Annotated in this window: 22 protein-coding genes, 2 tRNA genes and 1 pseudogene; 9 read left to right on the forward strand and 16 right to left on the reverse strand. The window is 54.1% G+C overall.

Annotated features, from left to right (window positions below; genetic code table 11):
• Positions 1-2: 2 nt before the first annotated feature.
• Positions 3-234, forward strand: a pseudogene (locus tag IM265_RS22195) (helix-turn-helix transcriptional regulator); the annotation flags it as partial.
• An 11-nt stretch (positions 235-245) separates the two neighbouring features.
• Positions 246-527, forward strand: coding sequence for an acylphosphatase (gene yccX, locus IM265_RS10780; protein WP_048999181.1), 282 nt, complete (start codon positions 246-248; stop codon positions 525-527).
• On the opposite strand, the gene tusE is transcribed toward yccX, so the two are convergent.
• The 6 genes from tusE to IM265_RS10810 all read right to left on the reverse strand — a co-directional run bounded on the left by tusE (position 524) and on the right by IM265_RS10810 (position 6730).
• Positions 524-853 (reverse strand): sulfurtransferase TusE, encoded by a 330-nt coding sequence (tusE, locus tag IM265_RS10785; RefSeq protein WP_028012611.1) that lies wholly within the window; start codon positions 851-853, stop codon positions 524-526. The two genes, yccX and tusE, sit on opposite strands and share 4 nt — an antisense overlap.
• A gap of 69 nt (positions 854-922) precedes the next feature.
• Positions 923-1474: a LuxR C-terminal-related transcriptional regulator gene (locus tag IM265_RS10790; protein ID WP_126345210.1), complete on the reverse strand. Its 552-nt coding sequence runs from the start codon at positions 1472-1474 to the stop codon at positions 923-925.
• A gap of 10 nt (positions 1475-1484) precedes the next feature.
• Entirely contained in the window at positions 1485-2627 is a 1143-nt protein-coding gene (locus tag IM265_RS10795) for a CfaE/CblD family pilus tip adhesin (RefSeq protein WP_193030955.1), read from the reverse strand.
• Positions 2627-5344 carry a TcfC E-set like domain-containing protein gene (locus IM265_RS10800; RefSeq protein WP_126345211.1) on the reverse strand — a complete coding sequence of 906 codons (2718 nt, stop codon included), beginning with the start codon at positions 5342-5344 and terminating at the stop codon, positions 2627-2629. Before IM265_RS10800 ends, IM265_RS10795 begins: the two co-directional genes overlap by 1 nt.
• A 74-nt stretch (positions 5345-5418) precedes the next feature.
• Positions 5419-5913: a CS1 type fimbrial major subunit gene (locus IM265_RS10805; RefSeq protein ID WP_063431260.1), complete on the reverse strand. Its 495-nt coding sequence runs from the start codon at positions 5911-5913 to the stop codon at positions 5419-5421.
• A gap of 70 nt (positions 5914-5983) precedes the next feature.
• Complete coding sequence (locus tag IM265_RS10810; protein WP_193030958.1) at positions 5984-6730, reverse strand: fimbrial protein; 747 nt, start codon at positions 6728-6730, stop codon at positions 5984-5986.
• A gap of 300 nt (positions 6731-7030) precedes the next feature.
• On the opposite strand from IM265_RS10810, the gene IM265_RS10815 reads away from it, so the two are divergent.
• Together IM265_RS10815 and IM265_RS10820 are read left to right on the forward strand one after the other, a co-directional pair.
• On the forward strand, positions 7031-7804 hold the full coding sequence (locus tag IM265_RS10815; protein ID WP_193030960.1) for a winged helix-turn-helix domain-containing protein: 774 nt from the start codon (positions 7031-7033) through the stop codon (positions 7802-7804).
• Positions 7801-8277, forward strand: a complete 477-nt coding sequence (locus IM265_RS10820; RefSeq protein ID WP_063431258.1) for a hypothetical protein — start codon at positions 7801-7803, stop codon at positions 8275-8277. The genes IM265_RS10815 and IM265_RS10820 overlap by 4 nt, the downstream gene beginning before the upstream one ends.
• A gap of 55 nt (positions 8278-8332) precedes the next feature.
• Here the strand turns inward: IM265_RS10820 and yccA are convergent, their stop codons facing one another.
• Positions 8333-8992: an FtsH protease modulator YccA gene (gene yccA, locus IM265_RS10825; RefSeq protein WP_013097244.1), complete on the reverse strand. Its 660-nt coding sequence runs from the start codon at positions 8990-8992 to the stop codon at positions 8333-8335.
• Positions 8993-9261: 269 nt separating this feature from the next.
• Between yccA and IM265_RS10830 the strand changes: the two genes are divergently transcribed.
• Both IM265_RS10830 and IM265_RS10835 read left to right on the forward strand, forming a co-directional pair.
• Complete coding sequence (locus IM265_RS10830; RefSeq protein ID WP_048961453.1) at positions 9262-10890, forward strand: ABC transporter substrate-binding protein; 1629 nt, start codon at positions 9262-9264, stop codon at positions 10888-10890.
• Positions 10891-11034: 144 nt separating this feature from the next.
• Positions 11035-11122: transfer RNA gene (locus IM265_RS10835), tRNA-Ser, on the forward strand.
• Positions 11123-11189: 67 nt separating this feature from the next.
• Here the strand turns inward: IM265_RS10835 and IM265_RS10840 are convergent.
• The 5 genes from IM265_RS10840 to IM265_RS10860 form a co-directional block, all read right to left on the reverse strand.
• Positions 11190-12026: an alpha/beta fold hydrolase gene (locus IM265_RS10840; RefSeq protein ID WP_088204958.1), complete on the reverse strand. Its 837-nt coding sequence runs from the start codon at positions 12024-12026 to the stop codon at positions 11190-11192.
• Positions 12027-12251: 225 nt separating this feature from the next.
• Positions 12252-12470, reverse strand: a complete 219-nt coding sequence (locus IM265_RS10845) for an acyl carrier protein (RefSeq protein ID WP_028012621.1) — start codon at positions 12468-12470, stop codon at positions 12252-12254.
• Positions 12471-12487: 17 nt separating this feature from the next.
• A complete protein-coding gene (locus tag IM265_RS10850) occupies positions 12488-13921 on the reverse strand; it encodes an AMP-binding protein (protein ID WP_193030962.1) in 1434 nt (477 codons plus the stop codon).
• Positions 13918-15036: an MBOAT family O-acyltransferase gene (locus tag IM265_RS10855; RefSeq protein ID WP_041910592.1), complete on the reverse strand. Its 1119-nt coding sequence runs from the start codon at positions 15034-15036 to the stop codon at positions 13918-13920. Before IM265_RS10855 ends, IM265_RS10850 begins: the two co-directional genes overlap by 4 nt.
• A 128-nt stretch (positions 15037-15164) precedes the next feature.
• Positions 15165-16301 carry a D-alanyl-lipoteichoic acid biosynthesis protein DltD gene (locus tag IM265_RS10860; protein WP_045630047.1) on the reverse strand — a complete coding sequence of 379 codons (1137 nt, stop codon included), beginning with the start codon at positions 16299-16301 and terminating at the stop codon, positions 15165-15167.
• Between the two features lie 279 nt (positions 16302-16580).
• On the opposite strand from IM265_RS10860, the gene IM265_RS10865 reads away from it, so the two are divergent.
• A tRNA-Ser gene (locus IM265_RS10865) sits at positions 16581-16668 on the forward strand.
• A 44-nt stretch (positions 16669-16712) separates the two neighbouring features.
• Here IM265_RS10865 and IM265_RS10870 read toward each other — a convergent pair.
• The 3 genes from IM265_RS10870 to hpxO are packed head-to-tail and all read right to left on the reverse strand — an operon-like array spanning position 16713 to position 19864.
• Positions 16713-17648 (reverse strand): PDR/VanB family oxidoreductase, encoded by a 936-nt coding sequence (locus tag IM265_RS10870; RefSeq protein WP_193030964.1) that lies wholly within the window; start codon positions 17646-17648, stop codon positions 16713-16715.
• Positions 17649-17659: 11 nt separating this feature from the next.
• The gene (hpxD, locus tag IM265_RS10875) at positions 17660-18694 is read right to left on the reverse strand and encodes a molybdenum cofactor-independent xanthine hydroxylase subunit HpxD (protein ID WP_126817635.1); all 1035 of its coding nucleotides are present in this window, start codon (positions 18692-18694) and stop codon (positions 17660-17662) included.
• 15 nt (positions 18695-18709) lie between these two features.
• Positions 18710-19864 carry an FAD-dependent urate hydroxylase HpxO gene (gene hpxO / locus IM265_RS10880; protein ID WP_048958408.1) on the reverse strand — a complete coding sequence of 385 codons (1155 nt, stop codon included), beginning with the start codon at positions 19862-19864 and terminating at the stop codon, positions 18710-18712.
• Between the two features lie 239 nt (positions 19865-20103).
• Between hpxO and uraD the strand changes: the two genes are divergently transcribed.
• Positions 20104-20604: a 2-oxo-4-hydroxy-4-carboxy-5-ureidoimidazoline decarboxylase gene (uraD, locus tag IM265_RS10885; protein ID WP_047368244.1), complete on the forward strand. Its 501-nt coding sequence runs from the start codon at positions 20104-20106 to the stop codon at positions 20602-20604.
• Positions 20601-20924 carry a hydroxyisourate hydrolase gene (uraH, locus tag IM265_RS10890; RefSeq protein WP_069732519.1) on the forward strand — a complete coding sequence of 108 codons (324 nt, stop codon included), beginning with the start codon at positions 20601-20603 and terminating at the stop codon, positions 20922-20924. The genes uraD and uraH overlap by 4 nt, the downstream gene beginning before the upstream one ends.
• Here the strand turns inward: uraH and guaD are convergent.
• Positions 20904-22220: a guanine deaminase gene (gene guaD / locus IM265_RS10895; protein ID WP_193030966.1), complete on the reverse strand. Its 1317-nt coding sequence runs from the start codon at positions 22218-22220 to the stop codon at positions 20904-20906. The genes uraH and guaD overlap by 21 nt on opposite strands.
• Positions 22221-22264: the final 44 nt, after the last annotated feature.

A 22264-nucleotide genomic window follows, 5' to 3' on the forward strand; every position in this document is an offset into this window, starting at 1 on the left:
TCAGGGAAATGGCGCGTAGAGTAGCACATTCAGCCAGGCGCAATCATCTGCGGATGTCGTTGAGCGTTTCGGCAGATCGTGGAGGAGGTGAGAATGGCCGTGGCGCTGTCACAGTTACAGTCGACTCGCTTACCGATCGGTGAAATCGCATTACAATGTGGGTATCTTTCCAGCTCTCGTTTCACCGCCCGTTTCCGGCAGCACTATGGCTGTTTACCGAAAACGCTACGTTAAGGAGAAGAAAAATGTCAAAAGTCTGCACCATTGCCTGGGTCCACGGCCTTGTTCAGGGCGTCGGGTTCCGCTACAGCACCCAGCGCGAAGCGATGACGCTTGGGCTAACGGGATACGCGCGAAATATGGACGACGGCAGCGTTGAGGTGGTCGCCTGCGGCGACGCGGAGCAGGTTGAAAAACTGATGGCGTGGCTGAAAGCAGGCGGGCCGCGCAGCGCCCGGGTTGATAAGGTCTTAACGGAACCGCATCAACCCGGCAGGGAATATGTGAACTTCGGTATTCGGTATTAAATACACTTCACCGGTTTAGGCAGGCCGGCAATTTTGGTGGCCTGTTTTGCCGGGCCCTTCGGGAACAGGCGATACAGATAGCGGCTGTTGCCTTTTTCTTCGCCAAATTTGTTGGCCATTGCTTTAACCAGCATGCGGATCGCCGGAGAGGTGTTGAACTCGAGATAAAACTCGCGCACAAAACGGACCACCTCCCAGTGTTCGGGGGAGAGGGCGATACCTTCGTTTTCGGCGATTTTCTCCGCCAGCGGCTCGCTCCATAGCGTGGTGTCTTTCAGATAGCCTTCGCTATCGGTCTCAATTTCCTGGCCTGCAAAAATGAACATAGTGCTCTGTCGGTAAAGTAAAAAACGCCCCTAGTCTAGCAAATAAGGGGCGGCGTGAGAAACCTCGACCTACAGAAGAAGCTGGAGCAGATTGTTGGCATTAAGCTTTTTCAGCGCGTTGCATTTATACGTCGACACCTGTTTTTCACTCATCTGCGTCATATGCGCGACATGCCGTACCGATTGTCCGTTCACCAGCCTGTCGAGCACGTTGAACTCCATGCCTGTCAGGCAACAATTCAGGGTGCGCACCCGGCGGGGCTCTCTGGCAAGCAGATACGCCGCATCCGCAACGGCAATCCGGTCATCAATGATATATAAGGTCAGCGTGGCAAACCGCTTTCGCAGATGGGTAGCCAGTGCCCAGCCTTTTTCATTGCACACCAGATAAACCGTTCCTTCCCAGCGCCTGGCTTCCAGCTCCAGAAGAATGTCGACCAGCGCCAGATGCGTCCCCGCGACGGAAAAGCGGCAGCGAACAACGAGGGTGTCGCGGGCCAGCAGCGAACGGCACCACTTTACCGTACCGCTCTCAACCTGCGTCTGAGCGTTACGGCGCAGAAGGGCGTAGCGCAACCCTTCAGCATAAAAACGATTGTTGTCGAGGATGGCGTAACTCACAATGGCCTCTTTATAAGGTACTGGGCGTATAGATAACGCGTAGGGTGCCGGTGTAATCCCCGGCATTTTTGCTGCTGGCAGCAAACGACGGCGTGGTCAGAATGATAGGTGCGGGGACGCACTGTACTGTTTCACGCCCGCCGGGCAGGATCACTTGCCGAAGATATTTAGGGTCATTCACCCCCTGCCAGACCACGGTAGTGCCGTTTGTCACCGTTTCCGTGGCGCCCGTGACAGGATGGGTCACCGAAACCCGGTAATCGAGACGGTCTCTCGGTTCCGTCTGGCTTCCGCCGCGCCTGCGGATGGAGAATGCCCCAGCTGCGCGATCTGCTGCTTCCAGCCCGTCGTCTTCAAAGCGCAGGAAGAGGCGACGACTGGTGCTGTTGTTACCATCGTAAAGACACATATCGAGCCCGGTTTCACCGCTGATCTCACTTCCTCCTGGTCTGCCAGGAAAGTTTGTCAGGTTTAGATTGACGACAGGGGTTGAATGCGGGAAGGCTGGCAGATAAATTTGCTGATTGCCTGTATCGACAACTTCAAGCTTAATTTCTGCAGACCATTTAGCGAGTGTGGCGTCACAAGCCAAATTAATCGGAAGTCCCCCACAATTCCCAGAATTCCATAATTTAACGTTCTGTATTAACGTTTGGGTCCAGATACCTGAGAGATTCAGCTTGCTCAATTCACTGCCGACAATGTAAAAATCAAAATAGGGCTCGCGGTCCCAGTCTGCTGGGCTGTACGACCCATCGGAAACGTAGCTCGCAAGGGTGATTGCGCTTTTGCGTAGAAACATATGTTTCTCGCCATATACCTTTAGTTCTACTTTTTTGTTTGTCACCAGATGGGTAAATTGCACGCTAATTGCATATGGCGGAGAGGGGTTATCTGTAACCCAGTATGGATATGTACGACAGCCTCCTTGCGGGTTCGTAGATGATAAGCAGGTGAGGGTATTCATTCCCCATTTATATGGATATGAAGGATCATAACCAGCTGACTCCTGTTTCCATATGTAAAAGCGGTTGGGTGGCGCTGTACGGTCAAAGCTCAGACTGACCGTGGTGTTTTTGTCTGCAGGGGGCGCTGCTGGCGATTTCACTGCCCAGAGGCAGGCAAGCAACGAAAGTAAAATGTGTTTGTTCATCATTTTCCTTTTAAATCGTTATCAGTATTCATTACCGTGGCGTCAACCGCCTTCCCGTGTCTGGTCAGCATTAACTGCGCCTGCTGTTGAACCGTTTCCGGCAGAGCGGAAAATGTTATTCCCCGGCAAGTTATGGTGCCGACATAGCGCACCACATCACGCATGCTCTTGACGTTAAGCGCGCATTGATAAAACTGCTGCTGGCTAACCATATAAAGTTGGTGGAGAAGGACATCGCTTTGTGCGCTAAAACCTCCTTGCCCCAGATCGTTCCAGCCATTGACATTCAGAGGTACGCCCCCCGTCAGAGGAGCATGGCGTTCATCTGTCAACCGCCCAACCCAGGTGTAGCTTGCTGAAGTGTGCACTTCTCGATGAAGCAATTTCCCGGGCACCATAAACACCGTTCTGCTCCCTGATCCCTGTGTGATTTCACTGCTGGCGCCGTGAGATAGATTCAGAGATTCGTTAATGGTCAGCGTCGTTTGTCGATAGCCCGGAACGGTGAACAACCCCTGGCTGTTAGCTGGGATATCCGCACTGCCGCCGTTATCCAGCGAGACGGCAACACGGGAAGTCTCGCTTTCTTCCGGTGTAGAGACGTTAATCGCAACGGCTGATGCTGGACGTCCATCACTCCAGCGGCCAAGCCACAACCCGGAGCGCGACAGCGCGAATGTTGAACTGTAATTTCCGCTTCCGCTCGGAGTGTGGCTGCGCGCGTTTCTATTCCAGAAGTCGCTAAACATCAGGCTGACATTGCCGAAACGCCCTCCCTGTCGGGTGTATGCCGATGTGTTAAGCGAATTACTGTTGAACCCGGATGCGCTGAGACCGTATTCATTCTCTCCACGTGCATCTACGTACCAGTTATGCGCTACGCTATAGCTGAGCTGGTTTTTTTCGTTTTGCTGCTCCTGCCAGGTAGCCCCCAGAGAGGTATAACTTGATGCCTCCCTTTGAGCGTTATTTGCCAGAGACAGGTTTAAGCTCAAGTAACCGCCTTTATCGCTGCCACTGCGTGAGTCGTCGTTGCGCTTAAACACATTGGCGCTGCCGTAAATATTCAGGCCGCGGATATTAAAACTGTTGCTCAGCCCCGCCTGCCATGCACGAGAGTGAGAACGTGTCATATAAACTTGCTCCCAGGGGAGACCCTTGTCGTAATGATCGTCATAATGAGCAAGCTCGCGGCGGTAGACGTAACGTCCTTCGCTGTGGTTATCGGAATAGCCCAGGCTGGCATACCACGATCCGAGAGGTACGGAAAACAGTGCCGACAGTGTACGGTAACAACCGTTAATAGCGTCGAATCCCTGGTTTCTGTTATCGCATCTATCTGCTGATAATGCGTTACGATAAAAACTCAGGGAAAAACCATCGTTATAGCTGACCTGTTGGATATCTCCTCGTTCTCCATTGCTGCCGTACAGATAACTAAAACGTGTGCTCAGTACCCCATCAATAGGCCCTGAATTAAAACCCTGGCTCCAGTCAACGGCATTTTCCAGAAAACGGCGCTCACGTGTTGCAGTGACGCCACTGGACAGCGCCAGTGTCGGTGTGAGAGGAAGGCGAATCCCTGCTTGTGCCACGGCAGAACGTGATTCATCTGGCCCATCATTATTAGTCTCACCACCCTGCATAAACCATTCGATGCGATCAAACGGGGTTATACCGGTACGAGTAAAGAGAACTTGTTCAGTGCGTGTTAGAAGGTTATTTTCATAGATTGCCAGAGTGACGGTGTAGCTGCCCTCCGGGAACGAACGGGTATCCAGTGTTTGCGCCCCGGCGTTCAGGTAAAAGCTGGCCAGCAACTGATCTCCCCGACGTGCGTCAATGCGCGCGTCATGGGACAAAAGAACGGTGAGTGGCGTGCCGTGCGAAAGCTGAACCGGATTGACCCATGCCCGGGTCGAACCCGCGCGTAGCCCACGTATTTTCCCCAAAGGAAGCTGACTGAGAGAAATATTTCCCCCGGTGTTGCTGAACAAATCGCGGGTGTCCATCTCCCCCAGTTGAATATAGTGTTCACGACTTACGTCCTGACGATACCAGGCATTGTTGACGGTGACATTCTGCTGTTGCTGATGGCGGGATCGTTGCCCAAGCCAGACCCAGTCGAGATTGAAATAACCGTCTTCTGTAACCGCCAGCGCCCCGCTACCTTGAACGGTGGCCGACTGATAGTCTCTGTCCGCAACAAAGTTAATATTTTGCTGATGAATAAGCGCGTTTTCGCTGCCGTGCGTCGGCTGATACCATTGACTTCCCGCTGTGCGCCTTGGCAAATACTGCTTATCAAAAAAAAGATTTATGCGTGCGTTATTTTCGTCATAGATAATTGCCGCACGGCGGGTATCGATATAATCACATCCTGGTGCTGAACCGTTGCTACTGCAGGCGAGGTTGCCGTTGCGAGGCAGCGGTGCAGTGAGCGTATTGCTTACGGAGGCAAGCAGCGCCGGATCGTCATTAAATTGACGTTTAACGGCGGCGATAAGCGCCTGCGGCCTGATAAAGGTGACAGTATCAAGATTAATATCTATTTCAAAAAGACCCAGCGATTCTCCATACAGGCTGACTTCCGTCCACAGACGCTGAGTTTTTGCCAGATCCTCAAACCCAGATGGGATTGCCATTTCTGCACAGGCAAGTTGAATCGATGCGGGTAATAGAGTAACAAAAAGGAGAGTACTTCTGTGAAAAGCCATAAGTGAGCCTCAACATCATCCTGACATCAGAGGGAAAGCTCCCTCTGATGTTATTTCCTTTGTGTAACAGTGAATTATGCTGTAGTTGCCTGTGTTAACATCAGGCTCACAACGCCGCTATACTGGCCGCTTTTTAAAATACCTTTCGTCGTTTGAGAAATAGTCAGTGGTAATACGGCTGAACCGTTTTCAGCAGTGCCCGGGAAAAGCTCCGTACCGGTAAACACCGTGTCAGTCGTATTGAGCGTTTTATCGCCAAGAATAACGGTCATCGGAATGTTCTGGTTACCATCGGTATTGGTCAGTTTGGCTGCGCTGACAAGACGAACCTTGACGTTGCTGGTGGCGGAGTTAGACCAGATTTTGGTATTTAAACGGTAACTTACCAACCCGCTGCCAGGCAGATACTGCATATCGATACTGGACGGAAGTGGTGTGTTGTCGGCCTGAGTCATATCCAGCTGCGAATCTACGCTGGCATTGATAGTAATATCTTTCTGAATGGCCATTGCGTTCAGAGATGCTGTCATCGAGGCAACGATCATCAGAGGTTTAATAAACTTATGCATTGATATCTCCATATTTACAAGTGAGCGCCATAGCGCTTTAAAAAAACACATTAGGACTACAGATGTCGTGTTATTCCACGACGGGTAACTCAGCTTCTTCAGTGGTTTTGTTTATCCAGTTGAAGTAGCGGAATTTGTACTTAATGCCCTGTAATTGCGAAAAGGTTTTTAATTTTCGTTCCGTCTCCGGATAAATTGTTGCCTCTTCTTTAAGCCACCGGCATTTGTATTTTTCATCACATATACCGATTTCTTTTAGCGGTACGCGCAGGGTGCCCTTATTTATTAAGGCGCCGTGAGTTTTATCCAGTGTCAATGAGATGTTGTTTTCCGTGGGCGCGATGTGCACCAACGCACCCCAGATAACATTAACCCCTATTTTCGCTAAGGCAGCAGATTGTCCTTGTTCTGTGAAGGCAATGCTGTCTGGCTGGTTTACCCCTTCGAAATAGATGCGCCAGGTACTCTCTTTTGAGGGGGGAACCAGAGACACCAGGCGAACCACACGCATGCCGCCCGCCGAAAGGGCAAACTTTTCAGGGGTGACGATAATGCCGCCTTCTTGCCATGGAGGAACATCGATCTCTTTTTCCAATGATGTTCCGGGATTAAGAATTTTCTTTTGCTTCACCCGAATGAACTGAATATCATCGCTCTTCGACGCCACTGTTATTTGCGCTGTTCCGGAGCTATCCACATTGAGTTCCATCGGGTATACACTCATATTAGCCACTGAAATTTCTGAGAAAAATGACAGTGAAAATACGACTGCGTAAAAAGCATAGGGCCTTTTCTTTACAAATTTTAATTTCAACATCTGTCTGCTCTGGTTACTGAGTGGTTTATTGCCAGTGGCCGTCTGCTTGTGAATCGCTTCAGGGCAGAGAAACTTTAACCAGAACAACATCTTGAGAAAATTTGTATTAGTTGACTCGATATATACAGTTTTTTATCCTGATTTTCTGGTCTAAAGGATGTATAGTTAATATTAAATGCCGCTATCGTGGATAATGGAAAAAAACGCACCTGCTCAAAAATTAATCAAATCAGGGCTGTTTTTATGTCTGTTGTACTTTCGAGTGGAACAAAGACAGGTGGCATAACCTGAGAACTAAATATGTTATTTATATGCAATAATTCGTTATTATTTAATCCAGAGACACACGCAATTAGCCTGGTCGGACAACCAGAGTCGGTATTAACCCTCTCGGCTCCCGCTGCCCGGCTTTTACAGGAGTTTATTCGTAATAAAGGATGCGATCTCAGCCGGGAAGAGTTAATCACACGTGTCTGGGAAGCGTATGGCTTTACCCCATCAGGCAATAATCTTAATAAGGCGGTGAGTGAGCTACGTAAGAGTTTTCAGGTTTTGGGTGAGCGTCAGGATATGATTGTTACCTTGCCACGTTTTGGTTTTCGTTTTGATGCGGAAGTTGTCAGTCACCCAAAGCTGCTTTTTTGCGTACCCGACCCGGTACCTGCATCGATTTCAGTATCGTTCAACAGTAAAATATCGAAAATATGGAGTCGGGTTCGACTCACAAGACGGACAGGTCTATTCGTGCTCACTGCTACATCAATAGGAATTGCGTTTTTATTGTATCGTTTGCATTACGTCATCGCGCCCGTAGAACTTAAAGCAATCAATGAAACAATCGGAAGCTGTAGATTCTGGTTTATCAACGAACAGGATCGGCCATTAAAAATGTCAAAAATATCAAGGTTGCTTGAGGAAAATAATGTCATGTGCCAACAGGAGGAATACGATATTTATTATTTTAGTGAACGACTTACACTTTCTGCTGCGGATGAGATTTTTATTGGGGCGTGTCCGGTAAATAAAAGCAGCCCGTGCAAAAGTATTCGTTATAAAAGTGGTCCCGAAGAATGAAAACAAAACTCCTGTTTGGACTCGGGGGGGCTATGATCGGAAGCTTGATGGTAGTGGCTTTCTCTCCTTCCCAAAACGATACGCAAGATGTCCTGGCTTGTACTACCGAATTTAATTTTACCCGAAATGAGGGAAAACCAAGCGAAGTGAAGGTAAATGCCATAGCTCAGTTCTATGTACGTGCGGATGGTACTGGCTTAACAACCTATAAAGGCGCTTCAAGGATAAAAGGGAAAGAGATGATTGTCGATCGCGACGTGAATTTTACGTGGGAGCGGCGAACGAATGACCATGTTATTATGTTGACCTATAAGAATACCTTGCGTCGACATAATGACAATACGCCCGATGCGTTGTGGGGAAGCTTTGCGCGTCCGGGGGCGCGTTACTATATCACTCTGTCCAAACTTTCCTCTTCCGTGTGGATGATTCAGGATCGGCTCTATCCCACCTACATTTGCCGTGAAGATTAAGCATAAAAAAAGGAGAATGCCTGAGGCATTCTCCTTTTTGTTTCAGCAGGTCTGCTTAATCGCGGCTGGCGAAGCCCAGGATGCTCAGCAGGCTGACGAAGATGTTGTACAGCGACACATACAGGCTCACGGTCGCGCGGATGTAGTTGGTCTCACCGCCGTGAATGATGTTGCTGGTTTCATACAGGATCGCGCCGGATGACAGCAGGATAAATACCGCGCTAATCGCCAGGTGCAGGGCAGGCAGCTGCAGGAAGATGTTTGCCACCATACCAATCAGCACCACCACGATACCCGCCATCAGCATACCGCCGAGGAAGGACATATCCTTGCGCGTGGTCAGCACGTAGGCCGAGCAGCAGAAGAACACCAGCGCGGTACCGCCCAGCGCCATGCCAATCACGTCACCCATACCGGCAGACAGATACGCGTTCAGGATCGGCCCCAGGATATACCCCAGGAAGCCGGTGAAGGCGAACGCGGAAAGAATACCGACCGGTTTATCAGCGGTTTTGTAGGTCAGGAACATCAGACCGTACATCCCCACCAGCGTCAGGATCAGGCCCGGAGATGGCAGCATCAGCACGGTGCTGGCGGTAGCGGTGATCGCTGAAAACGCCAGCGTCAGGCTGAGCATGAAATAGGTATTGCGCAGCACCTTGTGGGTGCTGAGTAGCGATGTGCGGTCGCGTGAGGAAGTAATTATACGATCCATGAGTCACTCTCTTATGACAGATGTAATTAACGGAAAGAATAGGAAACGGCGCGCCAGTCTCAAAGTGGTTTTACCCATCTTTACTCAGCACGTTAGCGCTGAAGGTGGTCGTTTCTTCTGCAAAAGCATGTGTAACCAGTATGAACGGCGGTTTAAAAGTATTTACCAGATCAACCTCTTATAGGTTACTGAAAAATATTGCGTTATTGCCTTTCGGGCGCTAAGAGTTATCTCCGGATCGTCATAAAACAGACAATAAGGCGAAGGAAATGAAACCACAAACACGCACGCGCTTTACGCTCTCTTTACTCACCGCCGGGATCCTGTGCGCCAGCACGGCGACCTGGGCGGCTAACGTGCCAGCAGGAACAGCGCTGGCCGAAAAACAGGAACTGGTCAGAAACAATGGCAGCGAACCGGCCTCGCTCGACCCGCATAAAGTCGAAAGCGATGTCGAATTCAATATTATCAGCGATTTATTCGAAGGGCTGGTGAGCGTCTCCCCGTCAGGGGAAATCCAACCCCGGCTGGCTGAAAAATGGGAGAACAAGGACAACACCGTCTGGACGTTCCACTTACGTCCGGGCATTACCTGGAGCGACGGGACGGCCATTACCGCAGAGGATGTGGTCTGGAGCTGGCAGCGCCTGGTTGATCCAAAAACCGTTTCACCGTACGCCAGCTATCCCGGCAACATGCATATCGTCAACGCGGCCGATATCGCTCAGGGGAAAAAATCCCCCGACACGCTGGGCGTAAAAGCAATTAACGATACCACGCTGGAAGTGACGCTCACCCAGCCCAACGCGGCGTTCCTGGCGATGCTGGCGCACCCGTCGCTGGTGCCGGTGGATAAAGTGCTGATTGGCCGCTTCGGTGAAAAGTGGACCAAACCGGAGCATTTCGTCAGCAGCGGAGCGTATAAGCTGTCCCAGTGGGTGGTCAACGAACGCATTGTGGCGGAGCGTAACCCGCGCTACTGGGATAACGCGCATACCGTTATTAACAAAGTCACCTATCTGCCGATCACCTCCGAGGCCTCGGATGTGAACCGCTATAAAGCGGGCGAAATTGATATTGTGTATACGGTACCCATTAACCAGTTTGCTCAGCTGAAGAAAACGCTGGGCAGCCAGCTGGACGTCTCCCCGCAGCTGGCGACCTATTACTACGAATTCAACACCACCCGTCCGCCGTTCAACGATGCCCGCGTGCGCAAGGCGCTGAACATGGCGCTGGATAAAGACATCATCGCTGAGAAGGTGATGGGGCAGGGGCAGCGCCCGGCGTGGCTGATTAGCCAGCCGGACATCGGCGGGGTCAAGCTGCAGAATCCGGATTACGCCAGCTGGCCGCTGGACAAGCGTATTGCTGAGGCGAAAAAACTGCTCAACGAGGCCGGGTATAACGCAAGCCATCCTCTGAGCTTCAACCTGCTCTATAACACCTCTGAATCGCACCAGCGCATCGCGATTGCGGCCAGCTCTATGTGGAAGAAAAACCTCGGCGTAGACGCGAAGCTGCAAAATCAGGAGTGGAAAACTATGCTGGATACCATGCACACCCACAACTTTGACGCGGTGCGCTACGCCTGGATTGCCGACTACGACGACGCGGCGACCTTCCTGAACAACTTCCGTACCGGCGACAGTGAAAACACCAGCCAGTACAGCAACCCGGACTACGATCAAGCCTTGATCAACGCCGCAAAGGCCAAAACGCCGGCAGAGCGGGGTAAGTTCTACCAGCAGGCAGAGGATCTGCTTGGGCGTGATGTGCCTGCCATTCCGGTTTATCACTACGTCCGTACGCACCTGGTGAAACCGTGGGTGGGCGGCTTTACGCCGGATAAGCTGGGGTACTATTTCACAAAAGATATGTACATCAAAAAGCACTAAGCGAGAGGGCTGGATTTTATGCTGATAAAATCGCCGATGTGTTGTCAGTTCAACCGATTAAGCACATTTTGGCTAATTTTAAAGCGAACGATTGCAGCCACTCTTTACAGCATGCGGTGAGGTGTTTATAGTTCGCCTCACTCAGGAAGTGTGGCCGAGCGGTTGAAGGCACCGGTCTTGAAAACCGGCGACCCGAAAGGGTTCCAGAGTTCGAATCTCTGCGCTTCCGCCAGATATAAACCCCAGCTTACTCGTTAAGCTGGGGTTTTTCTTTTTGCGCGTATCTGTAAACCTGACGTCTATGAGCGGATAAAGGCCAGAATATCCGCGTTAATGGTATCCGCGTGGGTGGTATGCATCCCGTGCGGGAAGCCCGGATAGATTTTCAGCACGCTATTCGCCAGCAGCTGGTCCTGCAGAAGGGCGGCATTCTTATAAGGCACGACCTGATCGTCATCCCCCTGCATCACCAGAACGGGAACCGTGATGGTTTTTAAATCTTCCGTCTGGTCGGTTTCTGAAAACGCCTTAATCCCCTCGTAGTGGGCCTTGGCGCTGCCGATCATGCCCTGACGCCACCAGTTCTGAATGGTGCCCTGTGAAACCTCGGCCCCCGCCCGGTTAAACCCATAAAAAGGACCGCTGGCGACGTCGAGGTAAAACTGGGCGCGATTCGCGGCCAGCGCTTTACGAAAGCCGTCGAAAACCTCTACAGGTGTCCCGCCAGGGTTGTTTTCTGTTTTCACCATCAACGGTGGAACGGCGCTCACGAGTACCGCTTTGGCAACGCGCCCCTGCGGCTGGCCGTACTTCGCAACATAGCGGGCCACCTGGCCACCGCCGGTAGAGTGGCCGACGTGCACCGCATTGTGCAGATCCAGGCTTTCAACCACGGCCGACGCGTCAGCCGCATAATGATCCATATCGTGCCCTTCGCTGACCTGGTCCGAACGCCCGTGACCACGGCGGTCGATTGCGATAACGCGATAGCCTTCCGCAAGGAAGAAGAGCATCTGGTTATCCCAGTCATCGGCACTCAATGGCCAGCCGTGATGGAAAACAATGGGCTGAGCCTCTTTCGGACCCCAGTCTTTGTAGTAAATATTGACGCCGTCTTTCGTTGTTACGAATGCCATACCGCAGACTCCTCTGTTAAAGACGCAACGATCGCTGGCTGAGCGCAGAGCGAACCATTATTGTCTTCATGATGTTGGCTTGTTTTGTTTCCCGTACCGACAGTACCCCTAAAGTGTAGGAGAAATAGTAAAACCGGTGGGTTTCATTCGTGTGAATGGTATCCAGAAGGGGAAAGCGAATGATGGGCTCTGGAGTGAGTCCCAGAGCCATCAGAGGAGGAGGCGTTAACGGTTCTCTTCAATATAACGGGCGAGATCGGCCGGGGTTTTCAGCACCGTCGCCACGTCGGTAGGCGGTATCATACAGCCGTAAACGTCCTGCACCTCCAGCACCATGTCGACTGCCAGAATGGAGTCGAGAATGTCGGATTCAATCAGCTCATCGTGAAAGCCAACCTTGCGGGATAACACTTTTTCAAACAGGGCGAGAATATCGTGTTCCATCATTTTTCCTGGGATAATTAATGTGTGCGGGCGTAAGCGTCCAGCAGCTTGCGGTCAATTTTGCCGTTAGGATTTAGCGGCAAAGCGTCTTTTACGATAATTTGTGAAGGCACCATGTAGTGGGGCACCACGTTTGCCAGCGAGGTTTTGATTGCCTCCGGTGCCAGCTCCGTCACGCAGAACGCGGCGATGCGCAGCACGCTGCCGCAGGGTTTCATCAGCGGCATCACCACCGCTTCGCTGATGCCGGACATGGCCAGCAGGCGGTTTTCAATCTCGCCGATCTCGATGCGGTAGCCATTCAGCTTGACCTGGCTGTCGTTGCGGCCCTGGCAGTAGATGAGCCCGTCTTCATAACCCAGATCGCCGGTCCGGTAGCCGCGGAACGCATCATTTTCCCGACGCAGCAGTTTTGCCGCGTTCTCCTGCGGCAGGCCTAAATAGCCGCGCATGACGTTTTTGCCCCAGATAATCAGCTCGCCCTCGGCGGAAATTTCCATTCTGCTGTCCGGCATCATCACGCCCACCGGCAGCACCGCGCTGTCGCTGTTAAGGATCTCATCCGTGATCTCAACCACGGTTGTCGCAATGGTCGCTTCCGTTGGGCCATAGGAGTTGATGATTTTGGCCTGCGGGAAACGGCGGCGGAGCTGTTTTACCAGCGCTTTATTGAGCACTTCACCAATGAAGATAAAGACGCTGAGTGCAGGCAAATACTCGCTGTTAAAGTGCGGAGAAAGCAGTTGCTGGTAGGCAAAAGAGGGGGTGGAAACCCAGGCGGAGACCGCGTTGCTTTGCAGTCGCTCGAGCCAGTTCTCTTTCTGGATATCCTCTTTGGCATTCAGCACGATGTGGCCTCCCATCGCCAGGTTCGCCAGCAGAGGGATCAGGGAGAGGTCAAAGCTGAACACCGCGTGGTTCATCAGCACCGGTTTTTCCGGCAGCGAAAAGTCCTGGCTGACCCACTTCATGAAGTGCCATACGCTTTCACGTCCAATCTGCACGCCTTTCGGTTTTCCGGTGCTGCCTGAGGTAAACATGATATAGGCCAGATCCTGCTCCTCCAGCACCTTGCCCGCCTCGCCGGTGGCGATGAACTGCCGCGTCGCCACGTCGTAGTAGTAAGGGGCGCCGGTCAGGTTGCAGATCTCGCGAAGCCGCTCCTGCGGGTAGATGCAGTCCACCGGGATGTACGGAATGTTGTGCAGCAGGCAGCTATAGATCGCCACGGCGAACTCGGCCTGCTGATGGCCGTACAGCACGATCGGCGTACCGTCTGCGGGCTGGCAGCGTCGATAACGCTCTGCCCAGTCCGTCACGGCAGAGGAAAGCTGGAGCCAGCTTAAGGTTTCGTCGCTGCCGCTGATGGCCAGCTGCTGCGGGGAGGCGGGATCGCGCAGTGCCGCACGCAAGAAATCCTGCAGTTCCTGAAGATCGGAGTGATTTTTCATAGAGGTGACATTCCACTGAAGATGTAAAGGGATCCTGCGGCGCTTCCCAGCGTCAGAATTCGTCCCAAAAACGCAACGGCCGGATACTGCAATCCGCGGTGTAACGTTGGGCTGCGTTTGGCTGACCACAGCAGCATGTTGTGCGCGACGGAAATCGCGCCAAACAGCGCGCCGCTGATGACGTAATGGCGTTCCAGGCCATTCCACGCCCCCATGCAGAACAGGGTGCAAAAAATACCGATATTTTGCGCCAGCGTTTTGTTCTGGCGGAAAAAGTTAAACTTCATTAGGTTCATATAGACGGGCATAAAGACCACGTCGCGCAGCCATTCGGACAGGCTGATGTGGAAGCGGCGCCAGAAATCCTGCGGGTTCTTTGCAAGAAGCGGCATGTTGAAGTTTGCCGGAATATTCAGCCCAAACAGCCGGCCCGCGCCGATGGCCATATTGCTGTAGCCCGCAAAATCGAAGTACAGATAGGCGCTGTAGGCAATCGACATCACCACGCCCACGGTCAGGGTAAACGGCTTATGGCTCCAGGGCTGCACGACGAGCGAATCGATCAGCATGGCAAACAGGAACTTCTGAATGATGCCGGTAATAATTTGCTCTAGCGCCGTTAAAAACTGCTCGCGGTTCAGGACAAATGCCGGCTTATTCACATCGCTCATCCATGTCCGCCAGCGATACATCGGGCCGGCCAGAATAATAAAGGGCATAAAGAGATAGCAGAAATAGTGCAGGAAATTCTGGCCCTCTTTTTTACTGCGATACAGCAGTACATCCACAGCACGGAAGGTCATAAAAGAGAGACCGATTGTGCCGAGGTGATAATTAAAATGTAATTTCACCAGAACCAGGGGCAGCAGCGTTAAAACGACCGCCTGCCAGGTTTTTAATCTGCCTTTTTCTTTTAACGTGGCGACAAGATAAAACCAGCAAAAGACGGCCACGGGAACACTGTAATTGCCCTGAAAAATATAACCCCAGCCTAATGCTGTCACCACGGATAAGGAAACTAGCCAGGTCAGACGGTGGCGTAAAACACGATTAACCATCGCAAACACCAGCGCGGATGAAAATAAACAGACAAAAAACATTCCTGAGCTGTACATCATTTCGCCTCAGAATTTTTGATATTCAAAATGCAGCTGCATACTCATGCTGTCATCGACAGCGGTCCATGCAACGACGGTGATCGCCAGCAGTAAATAAAGGCAAAAAAGACGGATCGCGATTTTCATTATTTAAAACTCTGTGCAATAAAGCGAAGCATTGGCACCCAGGCCAGTTCGGTAGGGTGCAGACGATCCCAGTTCCAGCCGTTCTGATACGGCATGGCGTACATATCCAAATACGGGATCTGGTTCTCTTTCAGAATGGTTTGAATCTGCTTATCGAACGGGCGGAAGGTGTCGGTATTGTAAAGCGCCCAGGGGTTAACCGGGTCGACGATAGCAATCACCTGCACGTGATGCGCTTTCAAAAGCTGAACGGTTTTCCTGAACGCGGCGAACTGCCCCGGCACCACCGGCGTGTCATCCCACTGCTGCGGCTTACCGTCCTCGTCGTAAATCGTTTTGTCCATCCACAGCGTGGCCGCGCTCTGATGGCGCTTTTTATTCAACTCGCGGGCATTCGCCAGCGCTTTATCCCAGTCAGGTGAAAGACGGGCGGTTGGCTGCTGAGGCCAGGGCTGCGCCGTCTGTGGCCTGATGTTGAGCAGCGACAGCCAGTCGTTTTTAATCAGGGTGCAGAAGTTTGCAAACTGAAAACTCAGCTCGTCCCACATCAGCGCCGGATGCCAGCCATACACACGCATTTGCCCGAAGGTTAAATGGCTTATCTCTTTCGCATCAATATGCTTCAGGTAATTAACCAGGAACGGGCGCGCCTGCGGATCCTTCATCAGGGGATTAAAAATCGAGCCCGGAAAATTATCCGCATAGATAGCGGGCGGCAGGCCTTTTGAATAAAAGCCGTCAGGCGCCAGAAGCAGCACCACTTTGCTGTTTGCGTTAAGGCTATCTTTAAAACGCGAGAGAAGTAAAAATTGCGTTTCGTCATCGACAAACGCATCGCCATAGGCCACGACGGGCTGGTGCAATTGCTTATTAAAATAATTAAATACGGCGTAATGTTCCTCTTCTGAGGTGGCGACCTCAGACGCACCAAGGAAGAAAATAGCATTCCCTTCTAAAGCATGGGAAATAGTGGCTATTTTTTCCGCCTGTTCTTTTGTCGTCCCTGCCATAGACTTGATCAGCGGCTGGAATTTAAGCGGCGGATCAAAGCTTGTCACCAGCGGGTGAAAACTCAGGACTAAAATGGCCAAAACGGCCATCAGGATATGTAAGCAAAACGTATTTTTGATTTTCATCATCAACCAGTAAGGCGCTATGACAGTAATGCGTTAAAACCCGCATTACCCGGATTTATTACCATTACAAAACACATGGCCGTCTATTTTTTTGGGCATTCTATACCACGGTGATTTAAAAGGATGAGCGTTGCTGTGTAACGGTATGTACAAGGGGGGAAGGGGGGAGGGCAGGAAAGCGTCCGGGTGACTTTTTGCGCAGTCAAACGCCTGCAGGCAAAAATAGAAAAATTCCTGCTTTACAAGGCGCTAATAGATGTTTATAGTGCGCCTCACTTTGGAAGCGTGGCCGAGCGGTTGAAGGCACCGGTCTTGAAAACCGGCGACCCGAAAGGGTTCTAGAGTTCGAATCTCTACGCTTCCGCCAAATTCGAAAACCCTGCGATAGCAATATCGCAGGGTTTTTTCGTTTTACAGCGCAATTACCAGCTCCCCGGAGTGACTCCGCGAACAGCAGAGCGCCACCTGCTGGTCAGCCGCACTTTTTTCTGCCTCCGACTGCACGCTATCCCTGTGGTCCACCACGCCGTCAATCACCGGCGTCAGGCAGGCGCCGCAGATCCCCATTTCGCACGACAGCGGCACGTCCACGCCGTTTTCCTGTAATACCTGAGCGATGGTCTTATCCGCAGGCACCGGCCAGCGCTCGCCGGTAGAGGCAAGTTTGACCGTAAAGATCTCGCCTGCGACGCCGCTTGTGACAGGGGGTGCGGGCTGAAACGCCTCGCTGTGCATATGGGCGTCATCCCATCCCTTCGCCGCCGCCACATCGCGCGCTTTCTCCATAAACCCCGCAGGTCCGCACACCCACGCGTGCAGCCCCGCTTCAGGTGCGGGGAAATGCTCCGCCAGCGTGGTTCGTGGGGTGCTGGTATGAATAATGCAGTCACCGCACTGCGAGAGTTCGCGCGCAAACGCCGCGTTTTCCCGGTTTCTGACGTAATAGTGCAGCGTAAACGGCGTTCCGGTCGCTTTCAGCTGCAATGCCATCGCATACAGCGGCGTAATGCCAATCCCTGCTGCCAGCAGCAATACCCGCTCAGCCTGATGCAGCGGAAACAGATTGCGCGGGGCCGAGATTAAAAGCCTCTGGCCCGGACGCAGCGTTTCGTGAACGTAGCGCGACCCACCGCGCGAGGCGGCTTCTCGCCCCACGCAGATAAGATAGCTCTCGTCGCCACATGCCCCGGTCAGAGAGTACTGGCGGACCACGCCGCAGGGCAGGTGGACATCAATGTGCGCGCCGGGTTGCCACGCCGGTAGCGCGTCGCCGTTTTCGGCCACCAGCCTGACGGCGAGGCTTTTATGCCCCTCGCGCCACAGCCCGTCAACGATCACGTTCAGCATATTGGCCTCCGTCATACCAGGAAAAATTCGCCAAAGCCCATCTTCTTCAGTCCCCGACGGTAGGCAATCGAACTCTTATCTGCCGGAATATGGGCTTCCAGAGTGAGATCCAGCGGCAGACTTTCCGGGCGCTGGGTTTCGACCATCAGGCGATCCTCTTCAAAAATGCGCAGGTTAAAGGCATGCACGTCCTCCACCGGAATATGCAGATCAAAGTTGCGCGCGATGGGCGCGAACATGCGGGTCACCCGTGACGAGACGGGCGAGGCGGCGTTCATAATCACCAGCCGCGATTCACCCGGAAAATGAATCGTCAGGGTGGCGGTAAACGGCAGATGCATTTCAAAATGGCGCAGCCACTGGAATCCTTCTGGCGCCTGCACGGGTGAACTGGCGGGATAGTTGCTCACGGAACTCCAGTAATCGGCCACGAAACCGAAGGGCGTCTCCTGCGGCTGATAGCTAGGGACAAGCTGATTATTGGGATCGGCAAAGGTATCGGTATGGATCCACGCAAAGTGGGCAACATCCAGAAACCCTTCCACCTGGCGCCCGGCGAAGCCGTTCACCTCAAACGCCGGGCAGTTGATCTGCTGAAATCCGTCGTCGCTCCAGTGCGGCATGGTGGGCAGCGGCACGGGATTGTCCGGGTCAAACGCCAGGCAGGTCCAGATCAGGCCGAAGCGCTCTTCCACCGCGTAGTTAATCAGGTTCAGCTTCGCCGGAACGGGCTGGTCGGGGCTGGACGGAATGCGGTTGCAGCGGCCGTCTTCACCAAAGCGTAAGCCGTGGTAGGGGCAGATAATCCCGTGCTCGTCGTGAAAGCCGAGCGTCAGCGGCACGCCGCGGTGCGGACACACGTCCCGGGCAACCACGACCTGGTCGTTAATTCGGTAAATCACCAGCTGTTCATCCAGCAGGGTGGCCTTGACGGGGGCCGGGCCGACGTCGCAGGCGCGCGCAACCGGATGCCAGCATTTCGCCAGGCGCAGCCAGTCCTCTGGCTCAAACGTGCAGTGGGCGGGTGGTGTCGGTTCTCTTTTCATCGTTGTCCCTCTTGTTCAGCCTAACGGGCCGCCCTGAATGGTCTCGCACAGACCGTTGATAATGCGTTCCCCGGTCTCCTCTTTGAGTTCCTGATACCAGGCCTGCGTCAACGCCATATCTTTCCCGTGGGTGACGTCGCAGCGTTTACGCGCTTTCAGCACCAGGTCACGCACCCGGTCGCAGCGCAGGGCTTCGTACTGCCGCAGCGCCAGCGTAATGTTGTGGTTTTCACGCAGGCATTCGCCCAGTACCACGGCGTCCTCCATGGCCGCGCAACCGCCCTGGCCGATATCCGGCGTGGTGCTGTGCCCGGCATCGCCGAGCAGCGCGACGTTGCCGCGTACCAGGCTGTCGAACGGCTCGATGTCATGGATTTCAATGCGGTTGGTGGTATCGGGATCCAGCGCGGCGATAAGCTTCTGCACCGGCGGCGCCCAGCCGCGGAAGTAGCCCGTGAGATCGGCGCGCAGGGTGGTGCGATCCTCCGCCAGGCCCGCGGGCAGCGGCACGTCAAAAAAGAAGTAGAAACGACCGCCGGAGACGGGCATCAGCGACACGCGTTTGCCTTCGCCAACGAAGGTGGTCCACTGGTGCGCCGGGGCAATCTCTTCATCAATCTTCACCAGCCCGTTCCAGTTCACGTATCCGGCGTAGCGGCGCTCCGGGGTATAGCCCAGCACGTACGGACGAACCGCCGAGTGGCTGCCGTCGGCGGCAATCACAAAATCGCCTGTTGCCGTGGTGCCATCGGTAAAGGTGACGCTTACGCCCGCGTCGTCTTCGTGGACGTGTTCCACGCGCTTGCCGAACTGCACCTTGTCGCGCCCCCAGAAGTCCAGCATTTCGCGCTGGAGTTCAGCGCGCGAGACGGGGCAGGGGCGCCCGCCGGTACGCTCAACCAGCGGGGCAAGGCTGAAGCGGGTCAGGGTGTCGCCGCGCCGGTAATCTTTGTAGGCCATAAAACGCATCGGACCGCCGTAGGTTTCGATAATGTCGCCCATGCCGAGGTGCTGCATACACTTCACGCCGTTAGGCCAGATGGAGATGGCCGCCCCGACGGGCCGGATCTCTTTTACGGCTTCGAACACGGTACAGTCGATGCCCGCTTTCTTTAGCGCGACGGCAGCGCTCAGGCCACCAATACCCGCGCCAATGACGATTGCTTTCATGCTTCTCTCCTTTTGCAGGGTGTAAAAACATTCAGCAATTTGCGTACCAGGCTGCAGAGTGGCGAAAACGGCGTTGTAGGAGGTGAGTTTGCACTGCTAAGGTGCGCAAACACGGTGAATATGCCTTTTTATGAATCAATAATTTCCTGTCCAGCCATACAGAATCGACTGTTTCACATCGGCGACAAGAGTGGCGTGGTTTGTGCAACAACCCGGAGGAGGACAATAAAGGAGACACTATGATCGCACTGCACGACTTCAATCATCTTCCTGAGAAAGAGGCTCTCGCGCTGCTCACCCCCTGCGTGGCGCTCCCCGGCTGGGCTGAGGCGCTGGTTTATGGACGGCCTTACCCGAGCCGGAGTGAATTGACGATCGCGGCGCAGGCGCTGATGCAGCGCTGGGATGAGGCGTCGTTAGCGCAAGCCCTGAGCGCGCACCCGCGCATCGGGGAAAAGCCCGCGGGTGCACATGTGGAGGCGGCGCTGTCGCGTCAGGAGCAGGGAGCGGTGAATGACCGTGACGCGGCGCTCGCGCAGGCGCTGCGCGAGGGTAACGCCCGCTACGAGGCCCGCTTCGGCCGGGTATTTCTGATCCGCGCGAAGGGCCGCAGCGGCGAGGAGATATTACAGGCCCTGCGCGCGCGGCTGGAAAACAGCGACGCGCAGGAAGTTCAGGCGGCGCTGGAACAGCTGCGGGAAATTACGCTGCTGCGGCTGGAAGGAGTGATTAGCGAATGAGCACGCTCAGCACCCATATTCTCGATATTTCAACGGGCAAGCCCGCAGCGGGCGTGACGGTTCACCTTGAACGGGAGGGCGAAATCATGGCGACGGGCGTGACCAACGCTAATGGCCGCATCACCGAATTTGTCCCATTCCTGCCAAAAGGACACTATCGGCTGGTGGCGGAGATCGGCGGGTGGTTTCGCGCAACCGGCCGGGAGACGATCTACCCCTGCGCGCAAATTGATTTTGTGACGGAAGAAGCGGCAGACGAGCACTTCCATCTGCCGTTTGTGATTGCGCCAGGCGGGTGGTCAACCTACCGGGGCAGTTGACCACACCCGCTCGCCGTTGACCCAGGTCTCACTGATGTTGCGCTCGTCGCCCAGGGTCATCAGCACAAATAGCTGCTCGTAGATATCCTGACAGCGGCGATTGCGCAGGCGCTGCAGCGGCGTCACGTCAGGATCGATAACCACAAAATCCGCCTCTTTGCCGGGGGCGAAGTTGCCAATCTTATCGTCCAGCCTGAGGGCGTGCGCGCCGCCCAGCGTGGCGTGATAAAACGCCTCGCTGGCGCGCAGGCGGTAGCTCTGAAGCTGGCCGACCTTGTAGGCTTCTCCCAGGGTGCGCAGCATGCTGAAGGTGGTGCCCGCGCCGACGTCGGTGCCGATGCCCATCCGCACCTTGTGCTGCCAGCAGGCGGGCAGGCGAAACAGCCCGCTGCCGAGAAACAGGTTCGAGGTGGGGCAAAACGCCACCGCCGAACCGGTGTCGTGCAGGCACTGCCACTCGCTGTGGTGCAGATGAATCGCGTGGGCAAACACGCTGCGCTCGCCGGTCAGGCCGTAGTGGTGATATACGTCCAGATAGCGCTCGTGCTCCGGCCAGAGATCGTTCACCCAGGCCACTTCGTTTGGGTTTTCGCTGAGATGGGTCTGCAGCCAGGTATCCGGGAACTCCTCTCTGAGCAGGCTGACCGCGGCGAGCAGCTCGGGTGAGGACGTCGGGGCAAAACGCGGCGTAATGGCATACCCCAGCCGACCCCTGTGGTGCCAGCGCTGGATCAGCTCCCGCGTCTGCCGGTAGCTCTGCTTTGCATTTTCGCTCAGGTAGTCCGGCGCGTGCCGGTCCATCATCACCTTTCCGGCGATAAGGCGCATGTTGAGGCGCAGGGCTTCGGTAAACAGCGCTTCGACCGATTGCGGATGCAGCGTGCAAAACACCAGCGCGGTGGTGGTGCCGTTGCTCACCAGTTGGTGAATGAAAAATTCGGCGATCTCTTTCGCGTAGGCTTCATCGGCAAACTGGCTCTCCACCGGGAAGGTGTAGGTGGTCAGCCACTCCAGCAGCTGTTCGCCAAAGGCGCCGATCATCTCCGTTTGTGGATAATGAACGTGGGCGTCGGCAAAACCGGGCAGCAGCAGCCTGCCGCGCAGGTCCGTGTAGCCTTTGTGGGGGTCGAGATACTGCTCGCCCTCCTGCCACGCCATGTGCGCCAGAATTTTTCCGTTCTGGATAAACAGCAGCCCGTCCTCAAGGTAGCGGGCTTGTTGGGCAATCGCGTCTGCGCTGTCGCAGACCTGGGCGATATCGAAAAATGCACCGCGTATCGCAGTCTGGTATTCCATCGTGGGTCCTGCCTTAGTGTTTGCGTAGCGGGGTGAAAAAGCTC

Source organism: Enterobacter cloacae complex sp. P17RS, from assembly GCF_014895885.1.
GTDB lineage: Bacteria > Pseudomonadota > Gammaproteobacteria > Enterobacterales > Enterobacteriaceae > Enterobacter > Enterobacter bugandensis.